Below are 14,480 nucleotides of genomic sequence, written 5' to 3'. Positions count from 1 at the left end.
CGGTGCTGCACTTTAGCCCTTAGTGCTGCACATTGCCTTGCATACGACGCAGGTCGCCAATAACTGCTTCCAAAGCCCGATCAAACAGGGCTCCTTCATCGATGAGTTTAACAGCCCCATTATGCAGGGCAACGGCCAAGGTGTAAGCGGAATACTCCTGTACCTTAATGCCACGGCGGTTGGTGAACACTATTTTCACGCCAGCACGGATATTCGCCGCCAACTTCGCGCGACGGGGTTCGTCGTTGTCCTGAATTTCTATCCATTGGCCGGGTGCCAGCTGGCTGCATTTTTTCACCAAAAAATGGTTTTCTGGCAATTCAGGAGCGGTCTCTGGCTGTGCCCGTTGGGCGGGCAGCTCCGGCTCCACTGCCACCCTCTCGGTCTGCAAGCCCTTGAGTAACCGGTGGTGCACATCACGGAATTTAACCAACAACTGCTTAGTTTCCATCGCATCGTGATTAATCTTCGTCAGGCCCTCATGCAAGGTCTTCAGCAACTTGGGGCTGAGCGTCTTGAGTTTCTCTAGCGCGTCCTGATCTCGGTGCTCCAGCACACTCCAGACCACCGCATCCACTACCTTCACCTGCTGCTGCCACAGAGGACTATTCTCCCCCTCATGCAACCAAGTCAAATACAAAGCCTGCTGCCACCCCTGGCGAAGCAAGCGTACGACCACATCCGGTAGTTGCCGTCCAGCCATACGGTTATCCAGTACCGTCACCACTTCACGGCGAGCCTGCTCTGCACGGGCCTTGCCCTCTTCCGCTTCACGGACCCGCTGTTCCACACGGTCGGAGCGAGTTTTCTGGCTATCGAAAAATTGCTGAAACTCCTGCAATAATGAGGAGAACAGGCTGGCATCATCTTCATAGTCATCAATGATGCGATGCACAGCATGATTAATTCGCTGATATAGGTCATCCTGAATACCCAGATGGGGATCCCACTGGCTGCCTGCTCGGGCCAGCATGTTCAGTAATAAGCGGGCCTCGTGGTTGTCGTTATTAAAGAAGGCCTTATCCATAATCGCCACTTTCAACAGCGGGATCTGCAGGCGGCCAAGCAGTGCCTTGATGTCTGAGGGCAGGCCTTCGTCATCCAGAATGAAGTCGAATAGCAAGGCCACCAGATTAATGACATCGTCATCAGCCTGATCCAGTGCGTGGATGGCTTCACCATGCTCATTGTCGAGCAACTCGGATAGGTCCGTTTTCAGGTCGGCACGCTCTTCACCTTCATCCTCCCCTAGACTACGCTCTACCCGTTGCAAGCGGTTCAGTACACCGAGTAGATCATCCGAATTAACCTGATGCACCGACGCCGCATTGGCCAACGGAGCACCGTTCATATAAGGCACCCCGTTTTGCATAACCGCCATAGGTGCCTCGCTAGCGACGTCGGACGCACCATCCCCCGGTCTAGCCTGCATGCCACGCATGGTAACCAGCAGCTCCTGAAGCAGACCGAACACTTGATCGTTACTGTGCACGCCGGCATTGCCCGCTGTGGGCATGACGTTGTCATTACCTTGGTTGGCCAGCGAACGGGAACCGGGCTTGTGTGCCGGAGCGATAGGGGCGGACTTCATCTCCGGAAGCACCCCCGCATCAATCAATACCTTGTTGGCCTCACTGACCAGATAGCCGGTTTCAGCCATCACTTCCCGCTCAAACAGCTTGAGAATAATCAGACGAGCCTTAATATCTAACGACAGCTTTTCCAAGCCTTCACTAAAGCAGGCCACCAATTGACGAGGCTCAAGGGGATTGTTGTGCTCGTTCACCTCCCGCTTGCTTTCAAATAAGTACTCAATACGGTGGCAAAGCACCTTCAACTGCTCGTTACAGCCGTTACGGGCCCGGCGAGCCATATTATCCAGCGCCACGGAGGTTTCTAACTCGTCCTCGTTGACCAGCGTTAAGGAATCCAGGTCTACCGGGTTCTGCTCCAGCGTTTGCGTTTCCGGCGGCCTCGCTAGGCTTAAAAACTGATGGTTGAGCGCCTGCTTGAAGCTGGCCACCAAACCAGACCGCTGGATACGCAGCTCACGCATTGCCTCGAAATAGCGCTCACGCTCTCCGTCTGTCTCTCTCTCGGCAAGGTCGTACAACTTATCATCAGCGCCATCCAACATATCTCCCAGGTAAGCGCCACTCAGGAAAAGATAGCGAGCACACACCTTCTCAAGGGGCCGTGGCATACGGCCTGGCAAGACCTTCCCGGAAACCGGTTTCAGCTGTGTAACCTTGGACATTGCTCCCCCGGCAGGCGAACCCGCGACAGGCTGGTGAGAAACATGGAACTAACGCATTAATGCTTTATTACTATAACGCTCTCAGCCTGTAACAATATTGAACTAGTCGGCACTGAAAGAGCGGCGTACGAGCAATCACAAACAGACTCGCAGCTTTCCCTGCCTCAGAAATTCCCCTAGCCTAAGACTTTTCGGGGATTGGACGATAACCATGGAACAGACAGTCACCATACTCAAACAGATTAGCGGTCTGCTGTGGGGATGGCCGGCGCTCATTCTCATCGCGGGCACCGGCATATACTTGACGCTTGTTCTCGGCTTCCTGCCCCTACGCCAGCTGGGCTTTGGTTTTCGGCAAATGCTTGGCCCCCAGCGCGGTGTGGGCACCATTGGCGCAGGCGCCGCCCTCGCCACTTCCCTGTCTGCCACCATTGGTACCGGCAATATTGTCGGCGTAGCCACTGCTATTCACTCCGGAGGCCCCGGAGCACTGGTATGGATGTGGCTGATTGCCTTGGTGGGCATGGCCACCAAATACGCCGAAGCCGTACTTGCCGTGCACTTCCGGGAAAAAGATGCTGCCGGTCAATATGTGGGCGGCCCCATGTACTACATCAAGAATGGTCTGGGCAAGAACTGGCACTGGCTGGCCATCGCCTTTGCAGTATTCGGCATGATTGCCGGCTTCGGTATTGGCAACAGTGTTCAGGCCAACTCCGTGGCCCACGGCCTCAGCGACAGCTTTGGCCTGCCCCCTTGGATCACCGGCGTCACTCTAGCGGTACTGGTCGCCATGGTGGTACTGGGCGGCATGAAACGGATCGCCACCGTCGCAACGTTTATCGTGCCCTTCATGGCGCTGGCTTACCTACTGGCGGGCTTGGTGGTTCTAGCGGACCACGCCAATGCCATCCCTGGTGCATTGGCTTTGTGTTTTGAAAGCGCTTTCACCGGCACCGCCGCCGCCGGGGGATTTGCCGGGGCACTGGTAAAAGAGGCAATCCGTTTCGGTATGGCTCGGGGTATCTTCTCCAACGAAGCCGGCCTAGGCAGCGCACCCATTGCTCACGCCTCCGCCAACACCGACCACCCCGCCAGGCAAGGCTCAATCGCCATGCTGGGCACCTTTATTGACACCATTATTGTCTGTTCCGTCACCGGGCTGGCGATTGTTTCCACTGGCGTGTGGGACAGTGGCGTTAAAGGCGCTCCCCTTTCCGCCCTGGCGTTTTCGTCTACCTTCGGCAGTGCCGGCAACATCATCGTGGCCTGTAGCCTGGCCGTTTTTGCCTTTACCACCCTGCTCGGCTGGAGCTTATACAGCGAACGCTGCACACAGTTCCTGTTCGGCAACAAAGCGATCATGCCGTTTCGTATCGTCTGGGTACTAGCTATACCCTTGGGTGCGCTTGTCAGCCTGAACTTTGTTTGGGCATTGGCCGATATCATGAATATCCTCATGGCCGTGCCAAACTTGATCGCTCTGTTATTATTGTCGCCCATTGTGGTTCGGCTGAGTCGTGAGTTCTTCGCCAACCGCCCAGATTAGCCACTGACGGTTGACGGCCCCGCCATCAACCGCCATTGTCATGGTCCCTTGCCCTCACCCTCAACCCTAGAGAGTGAGGGCAAGGCCGTGATCAGTAACCGTATTAAGAGATCCCATGACCATCGCCAACCTCCCCGACTACGTGCGTGACGATATCACCCGCAATGTGACCTTCGCTCTGGAAGAAGATATCCGCGATGGCGATATCACCGCCCAGCTGATCGACGCAGACAGCACCAGCAGCGCCACCATCATCACCCGTGAAGATACCACCATGTGCGGTATTCCCTGGGCCGACGAAGTGTTCAAACAGCTGGGAGAGGTGGACGTTGAATGGCATGTCCGTGATGGCGACCGCCTCTCGGCAGAGTCCACCCTGTGCACCCTGCGCGGTAACACTCGCAAGATACTCACCGGCGAACGCACCGCCCTCAATTTCCTGCAAACCCTGATGGGCACCGCCACCACCGCCCGCCGCTACGCGGATGCCGTGGCCGGCAGCCAGGTCACTATCCTCGACACCCGTAAAACCCTACCCGGCCTGCGCGCCGGCCAGAAATACGCGGTACTCTGCGGCGGCTGCCAAAACCACCGCATCGGCCTCTACGACGCCTTCCTGATAAAGGAAAACCATGTAGCGGCCTGCGGCGGCATCACCGCCGCTATTAAGCGCGCCCGAGCACTGGCGCCGGAAAAGAAAATCATAGTGGAAGTGGAAACACTGGCGGAGCTTGAAGAAGCAGCCAAACTAATGCCGGACCAGATTATGCTCGATAATTTTAGCGTAGAAATGCTGGCAGAAGCGGCCGGTATGGCAGTTGAATCAGTATTGGAAGTATCAGGCAATTTGACTGTGGGTAATGCGGCAGAGCTACCAAAGAGCCGGCACTGGTTTTTGTCTTCCGGAGCGTTAACCAAGCATGTAAGAGCTATTGATCTCTCTCTTCGCATAAGGTAAGGAAGCCCTCAAAATAACCACGGAGCATGGGCACACCAAGGCCCTTTTCAGACTCCTACAATTTACCCTGCAACCAAAACCTTGGCGCACCTGATATATTTTCAGTCGAGACTTGATAATAAAAAATTGACGAGCTAAAGAAGGCCAGCACAATCATAAAAGCTCCAACGGCTCGCTTTCCGCTAAAATTCGTCAGGAAATCAGGCCTAGGCCTCTCTGAAACGACATTTTCAAAAGCAAACCCCACCGCTAGCGCCAGCAATAACATTGAGGGGGCGATCATGGTTAGGCCACTTACTTGCGCATAAGAAAGAAAACAGACAATCGTTGACCCGCCGACTATATGTAACATGGACTGATCGGCCACATATCCTGCTCTGAGGTAAACTGTAGCCGCCTTTATTAGCAAATAAACAGCAATAATTGTTACCAAAGCACCATATTCATACAACGAGGCAATCAAAATATTGTGGGGATGTGCTTCAGGAACACTACTGAGCTGAGAAAACGAAAGCGGCCCATTCCCAAGCAAAGGGGATTCAAACCAGCCTTGAATCCCCTCTCTAAACAAAGCAATTCTTCCGGTATCTCGATAAAGACTGGCAATATAATTTTCTTCTACCCTCAAAAAACTGCTATCAAAATAAAATACAAAATACAATGCAGTCCCAATCGCCGCATACATCAGCAAACGCATAGAGTATTTTTTTCGCGCCCTACCTTTACAAAAAAAAACTAAAAACATCGCCACAGCCAACCCTGAAAGAAAGCTTCCTCTAGCCATAATTATTAGGACAAATAAAAATAAACCGCCTCCAACAAGTGTGGAAAAAGGAAGAACAACCCTTCTGTAATCAGACAAACAGCTTTCTATTCCTGGCAGCATAAAAAAACCAAGAACCAAAAAACCTGCAGCATGATTAATATTAGCAAAACCAGAAATCACAAAAGCGGGATCAACCACGCCCTGGCCCAGCAATAAATACGTTCCAAAAATCACATAAATAAAATACAAAGAAAGTCCCACAAAAAAAATCACAGAAATGATTTTTTTATTTTGTGTCGCCACGAAAGTCCAAGAAAATGGAAAAATTAATAGCAAGACGGCCCATAGTAAAAACCTTGTCTCTTGTGCCCAACCGGCCACACCAGCACTTCCCAAAAAAGCACTTAACATCGACAGCGCACCCATCACCCAGAACAGAAAAGGGACTTTTCTCAAAGAAATGAAGGGAACCAAAAAAAGAAAAGAAATGGAAAGGAAGACGATCTCAATAGAACGCTGATGATCAAAGGGGTGCAGCCCTCCAAGAAGAAAGAATGGCTGAACCATCAACAAGAAGGAAAGTGACAAACCTAACAGGACAAGCCATTCAAACCTGATAAATAAAAAAGAGGAGGCTAACGCCCCCTCTTTATTCAAACGAGCCATCCGAAATTAAGAGCGGCAGCTAGCTGGCAAGAACTTGTTAATACTTGTAGCAGAAGGTGCGCAGCTCCAGCTAACACCACCACCAGAACTCAGGCTTGGAGTCAAGCTAATAGATGCCGCATCAAGAGTGTCATCATTGGTTCCTTGGATTGCAACCACCACCTGTCCATCAGCACCAACAGTGACAGACTCTACATACGTACTGGTAATGTTTTCGGCCTCATCCATTCCAACTGCGCTATTAGAGTTGCAACCTGCCGTCGCATTATCATTCTGGATACATTCAGTCACCGCAGTTTTAGCGGATGCAGCAAAACCAATAACTTCTGACATTTTTGCACGAGTTGTATAATCCTGGTAAGCAGGCAAAGCCACGGCAGCCAAGATACCGATGATAGCAACTACAATCATCAGCTCAATAAGGGTGAAACCCTGTTGCATTTGCTTCTTCATTTTGTTTTCTCCAATCATTGGCAAATTTTTTCGAGCTCCCCCTTGGCGAGCATCTACATGAAGTCAAAGCATGGAGCGTGCCAACTTAAACTTATTCTCGCGAAATCATGTAAGAGCGGGAGTTTCCGTGTTCAGCATGCCTCCCCACCTAGAAATTCACAGCAACAACGTCCCTCCCTCACACCAATTAACGTCACCTAATGACGCTCAGCGTCACAACCCAAGAGGTATGCGTCATTTATCAACATCCACTCGGTCGATTTGCCGCACCATACCTAGCGAGCAACACTGCTCACAACTTTACCTCCACTCTATCTTCCATGCGTTGCAAGCAACTGATATGGCTATCTTCCATTTTCCGCCTCACCGGGAGCACTTTTTGTAAGGTATAGGAAAATACAAAAATAATTGAGAACCCGATGGCAAGATACCGATTTTGCGATATCCGGACTTCCCAGCAATGGGCACACCCGGTATGTTAGGAAAAAAGTGTTGGCCGTACCGACCATACTAAGCATAAACAAGCAGGTTTCCATGACTAGCCAAACCACCTCATTTAGCGGCTTACCGCATCGATTAATACAGCAGGGCCTGCTAGACGCAGAGAGCATACAGCTAGCCCTGCAACAGGCTCGCCAAGAAAAAACCAGCCTTATTAAACAGATCGTTGCTAGTGGGAAACTTACGGCTAGGCAGGTAGCAAGCGCCGTTGCGGAAGAATTTGGCGACCCTATTTTTGACCTTAACAGCTTCCAGCGCGATAGCTTAGTAAAGGACCTTGTCGACCCTAAGCTGATCAATAAACACAACGTACTCCCCCTTTACCGGCGCGGAAGCCGCCTCTTTGTTGCGGTATCCGATCCTACTAATTTACCTGCGCTAGAAGAAATCCGTTTTAATACTGGCCTTAATGTAGAAACGGTGATTGTTGAGGAAGACAAGCTAAGCCAATGGATCGAAGCGTTGGAGTCCGAGACCGAAGATGATGCCTTTAGCGACCTGGATGCCGGACTAGAAAACCTGGACATTAGTTCGAATGAAGAAACAGAAGATGAAACTCAATCTGGTGCCGATGATGCACCAATTGTCCGCTTCGTGAATAAACTTCTTCTTGATGCCATTAAGGGCGGAGCATCAGATTTGCATTTCGAGCCCTATGAGAAAACCTATCGGGTGCGCTTCCGTCAAGATGGCATCCTGCAAACCGTATCGAAACCACCTATCAATATCGCCAGCAAACTTGCTGCGCGCCTAAAGGTCATGTCTCGGCTGGATATTTCAGAACGTCGAGTCCCTCAGGATGGCCGGATAAAGTTGAAAATTTCCAAGACACGGGCCATCGATTTCCGGGTGAACACCTGCCCCACCTTATTTGGTGAAAAAATTGTATTGCGTATTCTGGACCCGGAATCCGCAAAAATGGGCATCGAGGCTTTGGGTTATGAAAATGATCAGAAACAGATGTACCTGGATGCCCTGCATAAACCACAAGGCATGATACTAGTCACTGGCCCCACCGGCTCAGGCAAGACCGTTTCACTATACACCGGAGTAAACATTCTCAATACGCCAGAACTCAATATTTCCACCGCCGAAGACCCGGTTGAAATCAACTTGGAGGGGGTTAACCAGGTTAATGTGAACCCGAAACAAGGGATGAATTTCTCATCAGCACTACGTGCCTTCCTACGCCAGGATCCCGACGTCATTCTGGTGGGAGAAATTCGTGACTTAGAAACAGCAGAAATAGCTGTGAAAGCGGCCCAGACAGGTCACCTGGTACTTTCCACCCTCCACACTAACAGCGCACCGGAAACTCTAACTCGTCTTCGCAACATGGGCGTTCCCTCCTTCAACATTGCCACCTCGGTATTATTAATTATTGCCCAACGTTTAGCCCGGCGCCTGTGTGAAAACTGCAAAACTCCAGTGGATATTCCTAAACAATCCTTGCTTGAGATGGGTTTCACGGAAGACGATATCGCCAACGAGTTTACTGTGTACGGACCGGTAGGGTGCGACAAATGCAAGAACGGCTACAAAGGGCGAGTGGGGATTTATGAAGTCGTTAAAATCACAGACGGCATCGCGCGCATTATTATGGAAGAGGGTAACTCTATCGAAATTGCCGACCAGTGCCGCAAGGAGGGCTTTAATAACCTTCACCGCTCCGGATTGGTAAAAGCAATGCAAGGGGTTACCAGCCTAGAAGAAATTAACCGTGTCACAAGCGGACATTGATTATGGCGACTAAATCAACACAAAAAAAATTAGCCACTTTTACCTATGAAGGCGTGGACCGTCAGGGAAAAAAAGTTAAAGGGGAAACCTCAGGTAAAGGTGCCGCACTGGTTCGTGCGGAACTACGCAAGCAAGGCATCAATGCAAAAAAAGTAGCAAAAAAGCGTGAGATAAATTTGGGGGGTAAAAAAAAGGTCACCCCCATGGATATTGCTATTTTTACCCGCCAAATGGCCACAATGATGAAAGCCGGTGTACCTTTGGTGCAAGCTTTTGAGATTGTTGCTGATGGGCTAGACAACCCAGCAATGAAGGTTGTCGTAATGAAGCTAAAGACAGAAGTAGAGGGGGGGAATAATTTTGCTGGCGCACTACGAATGCACCCACTTCTTTTCGATGATTTATATTGCAGCCTTGTCGACGCAGGAGAACAATCGGGCGCCCTCGAAACAATGCTGGACCGGGTAGCTCTTTACAAAGAAAAGAGTGAAGCCTTAAAGCAAAAAATCAAGAAAGCCTTAAAGTACCCAATTGCCGTTATTTGTGTTGCAGTTATCGTTACAGCAATCCTCCTAATAAAGGTAGTGCCAACTTTTAAAGAACTGTTTGAAGGATTTGGCGCTGAGCTACCCGCTTTTACTCAATTCGTAATTAACCTATCCGAAGGGCTTCAATCTAACTTTCTTATAATCATTCTATCCCTAATCGGTTTTTCCATCGCATTTAACGAGGCACGAAAGCGTTCGGAAGGGTGTCGAAACTGGATAGATCGTACACTACTGAAGCTTCCTATCATCGGCGACATTACCTTTAAAGCGACTATTGCTCGTTACGCCCGCACGCTCTCCACTACTTTTGCCGCAGGCGTTCCGCTGATTGATGCTCTAGATGCCTGTGCAGGAGCCACAGGCAACGTAATTTATCGAAAAGCTGTATTACAAATAAAAGAAGACGTTTCCACCGGACAGCAACTACAGTTCGCTATGCGCAGCACAGGTGTTTTCCCCTCCATGGCACTACAAATGACCGCCATTGGTGAGGAATCAGGGGCACTTGACGCCATGCTAGAGAAAGTGGCGATCTACTATGAAGACGAAGTTGATAATGCTGTTGATGGATTAACTAGCATGATGGAACCCTTGATTATGTCTGTGCTAGGCGTACTTATAGGTGGCCTAATTATTGCCATGTATCTGCCAATTTTCCAGATGGGCCAAGTTGTAGGTTAATCATGATTTCAGATTCCCTGATGCTTCTCTCTTCCAGTCCGACCCTTCTGATCGGGCTTTGTGTTGTTATGGGGCTGCTGGTAGGCAGTTTTTTAAATGTAGTCATCCACCGTTTACCGTTAATGATGGAACGAAGCTGGAAGCAAGAAGCCCGTGAAGTGCTTGAGCTACCAGCGGAAGAAACCGATGGTATTTTCAACCTAGCAACGCCGCGCTCGCGCTGCCCGAAATGCGGCCATGCGATCCGCTGGTATGAGAATATCCCAGTGCTTAGCTGGCTTGCCCTGCGCGGTAAGTGCAGGGGCTGCAAAACACCGATCAGTAAGCGCTACCCCATTATCGAAATTGTCAGCGGGATCCTGGCGGGACTTTGCGCCTGGCACTTTGGTTATGGCCCCTGGTTGGCATTCACGCTTTTTGCTACCTGGGTGTTGTTAGCTGCTGCCATGATTGATGCGGATACTACATTACTGCCAGACACCCTAAATTACTGGCTATTGTGGGCAGGCTTGCTGGCTGCAGTGACGGGGGTGTCTCCGGTTTCACTAAATGATGCTGTCATTGGCGCGATGATGGGCTATTTATCCTTGTGGAGCATCTATTGGCTATTCAAGCTAATCACCGGCAAAGAAGGTATGGGCTACGGCGATTTCAAGCTGTTGGCTGCACTGGGTGCTTGGGTTGGCTGGCAATACCTACCCGTGATCATTCTATTATCGTCTATCGTGGGGCTAGTCTTTGCTATCGCCATGATGATATTTAGCGGTGAAAGGCGCGCGCAAATCCCCTTTGGCCCCTATCTCGCCACAGCCGGGTGGATTGCCTTGCTCTGGGGCGATAGTATCGTCAGCTCGTATCTGGGTATGTTTAAACTCTAACGCAGGCACGCCCCACATATCACGCTTGCTTTCGCACCGTGTGTGAGTAGGTGGCGTGATGCATGCAAGCGGAAGTGATTATGTTTGTTGTTGGCATCACTGGTGGAATAGGTAGTGGTAAAAGCGCGGCCACGGATTATCTGGCCCACCAAGGCATAACCATTGTGGATGCAGATCTGGCGTCACGAGTGGTCGTGGAGCCAGGTCAACCCGCCCTGCTGGCGATTGCCGAACATTTTGGTAAGCATGTCATCACCGACGATGGTGCTCTGGATCGGCGGGCTCTACGCGAGATTGTCTTTGCTGACCCAGACGCGCTAAAAGCTCTGGAAGGTATTACCCACCCAGCCATCGGTGATGAGCTACGACGCCAGATCGCCGCCAGCCAATCAGCCTACACAGTACTGGTTTCTCCCCTGTTGCTGGAAACGTCACAAAAAGAACTGGTGGACAGAGTCCTGGTCATTGATGCTCCCGCAGAGTTACAGGTGGAGCGCACGATGACACGAGATCAAGTTCCTGAAGCACAGGTCGCGGCCATCATGAAAGCACAGCTGGAGCGGACCAAGCGACTAGATCAAGCAGATGATGTAGCGGAAAATCACGGCTCGCTAGAGGCCCTCCACGAACAGCTTCAAGTGCTACACCAGCGTTATCTGGAACTCGCGCAAGCAACGTCATAAAGATGGACACGTGTAAAAAAAATGACTGACAACACCCCGGCCAAGAAACCCACACAGACTTATCCCTGCCCCCAGTGTAAAAGCCTAACCCGCTGGGACAACAACGCCTGGCGTCCGTTTTGTAGCGAACGCTGCAAGCTTATTGATTTAGGGGATTGGGCGACCGAGCGCCATGCCATTCCCGGCGCCGATGATGCGCCAGGAGATTTTGAGGAATTTTAAGAATTTTTTGCCGCAACAGGCTATGAGTTACCATAAGACATTGAAGATACTAGGTTGCGCCGCTACCACGCTCAGTCGACTAGGCGGGGGCCTGTAGAGTATGTGGAAGCCCATCACCGCCAAAAAGCTCGGATCCCCGCAACACCAACAGCACCGTAGTCACGAGCGCTGACCAGGTCCCCCGGCATAACTCCGCCCAACGCATAACAAGCAAGCGGTGTCCCTTTCATTAGCACCTCAGCCTGCGGCCAGCCTAATACAGGTTTACCCGGGTGTGTTGGCGTGGGCAAGACCGGCGAAACCAGCGCCATATCCAGGCCAAGAGACACAGCCTTGTCCCGTGAGGCCAGATCATGAACCGCTGCACTAGTGATCCCATCAAACGCGGGGCGTTCATCCAATTGCGCCAGAACTCGCCCTGGAAAATGCAAGGCAAATACACCCAGCGCCTTCGCTATCACCTCGCTCTGTGGACCTGAAGCTCGCAGCCAGACCTTTAGGCCTTTTTTATTACAGAGCCCCACGATGGTCGACACTTCAGCATGGTCGCTCCACTGCCGCAGATAAAGCCCCTGTCGCCCTGCATCCAATCGATCAATACCCGCCAATAACTCATGAAGTGAGATATCCTCCGGAGCAATCACCAATTGTTCGGGCAAGCGTATTGCATTCACCACCGGTTGATTCGCCGCCGGAAAGCGCAAATCCGCCAATGCCTGCGGAACAAACCACTGCACCGATTGCCCTTCCTTCCCTTCAGGTTCGCCTTGCCAGGCATGCACATCGCGAAAGTGCAAGGTCACATGTAAATCATCGTACTGATGGGCAATCGTCATAAAGGGGGTAGAGATTGCGTCCACCATGCCGAGCTCTTCCTCTAGCTCCCGAGCCAAGGCTGCGCCCAGCGTTTCACCTGGCTCCACCTTGCCACCGGGGAATTCCCAGCAGCCACCCTGATGCTGGTGGTCAGCACGCTTGCTCAGGCAAATATGGCCACTACCACGAATAATACCGGCAACGACAATGATTGAAGGGGTTGGGCTTGTTGGCATGGGGGTTTTCCAAATCTCTGCGAGAAGCTGCGTGCAAGCAAGCTCTTTACGCGCTCAGCGGTTTGTCATTATGCGATTACGCCTTTGAGGCTAATTCGACCTACCGCTGGGTTCTTGCAACAAGCATATAGCGTTTTTTCTGTTGTAACATATGCTTCTTATGCGTCTCATAATGCGTCTTTAAGTTCGATACTCCGCATTAATCTTCACGTAGTCATAGCTGAAATCACAGGTCCAGACCGTGCACTGTGCATTCCCTGATGCTAAATCGACACGTATGGTGATTTCCGGTTTCGCCATCACCGCGGCACCCTGAGCTTCCTGGTAACTATCCGCCACGCCCCCTTTCTCCACCAGCGGCAAGTCACCCAGCCAGACGTTAACCTTGTCCACATCAAGCGTCGCAATTGGTGCCCGGCCAATGGCGGCCAGAATACGGCCCCAATTCGGGTCAGAAGCAAATAGGGCGGTTTTCACTAGAGGTGAATGGGCAATGGTTTCTGCCACTACGCGTGCGTCGCTCTCGCTGGCAGCACCCGCCACGGTAATCTCCACAAACTTGGTCGCCCCTTCACCATCACGCACCAGGGCCTGGGCCAGTTCAGTGAAGACTTCTTCAAGCGTCTGGTACAACAACTGGCTATGGTCATCCAATGCCGTAATCTGATCCATTTCCGCCTGGGCCGTGCTAATTAACATGCAGGCGTCATTCGTGGAGGTATCACCATCGACCGTCACCCGGTTGAAAGATTTATCTGCCAACGCTTTCACCCACTGGTCCAGCAACGGCTTGGCAATTGGTGCATCGGTGGCGATAAACCCAAGCATGGTGGCCATGTTCGGCTTGATCATGCCTGAGCCCTTGGACATCCCCGTCACCGTCACCGGCACACCATTCATTTCCACCCGCCGGCTGGTGAGCTTCGGGTAAGTATCCGTAGTCATGATACCTTCCGACGCTCGTCCCCAATGGTGAGGGTCGAGCGCAGCCAGAGCCTTTGGCAAACCGGAAGCAAACGCCGTCAAAGGAAACTGCTCACCAATCACTCCGGTGGAGTAGGGCAAAATTTCATCCGCCTGACAGCCCGCCGCTTTGGCTAGCAGCTCACAACTCGCCAAACAGTTTTCCAGACCTTTCTTACCCGTGCCGGCATTGGCGTAACCGGTATTGATCATCAGATAGCGAGGCGTGGTCGTGGCCAAGCGGGCTTTCGCCACCTGAACTGGCGCCGCACAGAAACGATTAAGCGTGAAGACCCCGCTGACACGGCTACCCTCTGCCAACTCCAGCAGCACCAAATCCTTACGATTCGCTTTCTTGATACCCGCTTCAACCGCGGCAAGCCGCACGCCGGGGACCGGCAACCACTCAGACTGTGTCATAACGCGTTTCCTGCTATCCATGTGTTAAAGCTTGCTATGAAAAAAGCGCTCTGCCAAACATTGAGCGTCGCGGCATACTCTTAGTATTTTGTCAGATGACGGCGCCACCAAGTCGACATACAAATTAAAACGTTAACGCTAGG

The 14,480-nt window shown here is 51.5% G+C and carries 12 protein-coding genes; 7 read left to right on the top strand and 5 right to left on the bottom strand.

The features are described from left to right. Positions 1-19: 19 nt before the first annotated feature. Entirely contained in the window at positions 20-2,257 is a 2,238-nt protein-coding gene (locus ABO_RS03195; protein ID WP_011587904.1) for a DUF1631 domain-containing protein, read from the bottom strand. Positions 2,258-2,468: 211 nt separating this feature from the next. Here ABO_RS03195 and ABO_RS03190 point away from each other — a divergent pair, with 211 nt between their 5' ends. Next, a complete protein-coding gene (locus ABO_RS03190) occupies positions 2,469-3,806 on the top strand; it encodes an alanine/glycine:cation symporter family protein (protein WP_011587903.1) in 1,338 nt (445 codons plus the stop codon). A gap of 115 nt (positions 3,807-3,921) precedes the next feature. After that, positions 3,922-4,764, top strand: a complete 843-nt coding sequence (gene nadC, locus ABO_RS03185; protein ID WP_011587902.1) for a carboxylating nicotinate-nucleotide diphosphorylase — start codon at positions 3,922-3,924, stop codon at positions 4,762-4,764. Between the two features lie 55 nt (positions 4,765-4,819). On the opposite strand, the gene ABO_RS03180 is transcribed toward nadC, so the two are convergent. After that, the gene (locus tag ABO_RS03180) at positions 4,820-6,187 is read right to left on the bottom strand and encodes an O-antigen ligase family protein (RefSeq protein ID WP_041704871.1); all 1,368 of its coding nucleotides are present in this window, start codon (positions 6,185-6,187) and stop codon (positions 4,820-4,822) included. 15 nt (positions 6,188-6,202) lie between these two features. Further along, on the bottom strand, positions 6,203-6,649 hold the full coding sequence (locus ABO_RS14630; RefSeq protein ID WP_011587900.1) for a pilin: 447 nt from the start codon (positions 6,647-6,649) through the stop codon (positions 6,203-6,205). 534 nt (positions 6,650-7,183) lie between these two features. Between ABO_RS14630 and pilB the strand changes: the two genes are divergently transcribed. The 5 genes from pilB to ABO_RS03150 all read left to right on the top strand — a co-directional run bounded on the left by pilB (position 7,184) and on the right by ABO_RS03150 (position 11,902). Continuing rightward, positions 7,184-8,890 carry a type IV-A pilus assembly ATPase PilB gene (gene pilB, locus ABO_RS03170; protein WP_011587899.1) on the top strand — a complete coding sequence of 569 codons (1,707 nt, stop codon included), beginning with the start codon at positions 7,184-7,186 and terminating at the stop codon, positions 8,888-8,890. Between the two features lie 2 nt (positions 8,891-8,892). Continuing rightward, positions 8,893-10,119 (top strand): type II secretion system F family protein, encoded by a 1,227-nt coding sequence (locus ABO_RS03165; RefSeq protein ID WP_035460653.1) that lies wholly within the window; start codon positions 8,893-8,895, stop codon positions 10,117-10,119. A 2-nt stretch (positions 10,120-10,121) separates the two neighbouring features. Beyond that, entirely contained in the window at positions 10,122-10,997 is an 876-nt protein-coding gene (locus ABO_RS03160) for a prepilin peptidase (protein ID WP_011587897.1), read from the top strand. Positions 10,998-11,059: 62 nt separating this feature from the next. Next, complete coding sequence (coaE, locus tag ABO_RS03155; protein ID WP_011587896.1) at positions 11,060-11,680, top strand: dephospho-CoA kinase; 621 nt, start codon at positions 11,060-11,062, stop codon at positions 11,678-11,680. A gap of 21 nt (positions 11,681-11,701) precedes the next feature. Next, a complete protein-coding gene (locus ABO_RS03150) occupies positions 11,702-11,902 on the top strand; it encodes a DNA gyrase inhibitor YacG (RefSeq protein ID WP_011587895.1) in 201 nt (66 codons plus the stop codon). 113 nt (positions 11,903-12,015) lie between these two features. On the opposite strand, the gene ABO_RS03145 is transcribed toward ABO_RS03150, so the two are convergent. Next, positions 12,016-12,954 (bottom strand): Nudix family hydrolase, encoded by a 939-nt coding sequence (locus ABO_RS03145; RefSeq protein WP_011587894.1) that lies wholly within the window; start codon positions 12,952-12,954, stop codon positions 12,016-12,018. A 180-nt stretch (positions 12,955-13,134) separates the two neighbouring features. Beyond that, complete coding sequence (argJ, locus tag ABO_RS03140; protein WP_011587893.1) at positions 13,135-14,358, bottom strand: bifunctional glutamate N-acetyltransferase/amino-acid acetyltransferase ArgJ; 1,224 nt, start codon at positions 14,356-14,358, stop codon at positions 13,135-13,137. Positions 14,359-14,480: the final 122 nt, after the last annotated feature.

Origin of the sequence: Alcanivorax borkumensis SK2 (genome assembly GCF_000009365.1) — a bacterium.
Classification (GTDB): domain Bacteria; phylum Pseudomonadota; class Gammaproteobacteria; order Pseudomonadales; family Alcanivoracaceae; genus Alcanivorax; species Alcanivorax borkumensis.
The sequence above is the reverse complement of the archived record's forward strand: the minus strand, read 5'-3'. Positions and strand labels throughout refer to the sequence as shown.

Coding starts and splice junctions, on each gene's coding strand:
- coaE (WP_011587896.1), top strand. CDS start 11,060: ATGCAAGCGGAAGTGATTATGTTTGTTGTTGGCATCACTGGTGGAATA.
- ABO_RS03190 (WP_011587903.1), top strand. CDS start 2,469: ATGGAACAGACAGTCACCATACTCAAACAGATTAGCGGTCTGCTGTGG.
- pilB (WP_011587899.1), top strand. CDS start 7,184: ATGACTAGCCAAACCACCTCATTTAGCGGCTTACCGCATCGATTAATA.
- ABO_RS03145 (WP_011587894.1), bottom strand. CDS start 12,954: ATGCCAACAAGCCCAACCCCTTCAATCATTGTCGTTGCCGGTATTATT.
- argJ (WP_011587893.1), bottom strand. CDS start 14,358: ATGGATAGCAGGAAACGCGTTATGACACAGTCTGAGTGGTTGCCGGTC.
- nadC (WP_011587902.1), top strand. CDS start 3,922: ATGACCATCGCCAACCTCCCCGACTACGTGCGTGACGATATCACCCGC.
- ABO_RS03160 (WP_011587897.1), top strand. CDS start 10,122: ATGATTTCAGATTCCCTGATGCTTCTCTCTTCCAGTCCGACCCTTCTG.
- ABO_RS03150 (WP_011587895.1), top strand. CDS start 11,702: ATGACTGACAACACCCCGGCCAAGAAACCCACACAGACTTATCCCTGC.
- ABO_RS14630 (WP_011587900.1), bottom strand. CDS start 6,649: ATGAAGAAGCAAATGCAACAGGGTTTCACCCTTATTGAGCTGATGATT.
- ABO_RS03165 (WP_035460653.1), top strand. CDS start 8,893: ATGGCGACTAAATCAACACAAAAAAAATTAGCCACTTTTACCTATGAA.
- ABO_RS03195 (WP_011587904.1), bottom strand. CDS start 2,257: ATGTCCAAGGTTACACAGCTGAAACCGGTTTCCGGGAAGGTCTTGCCA.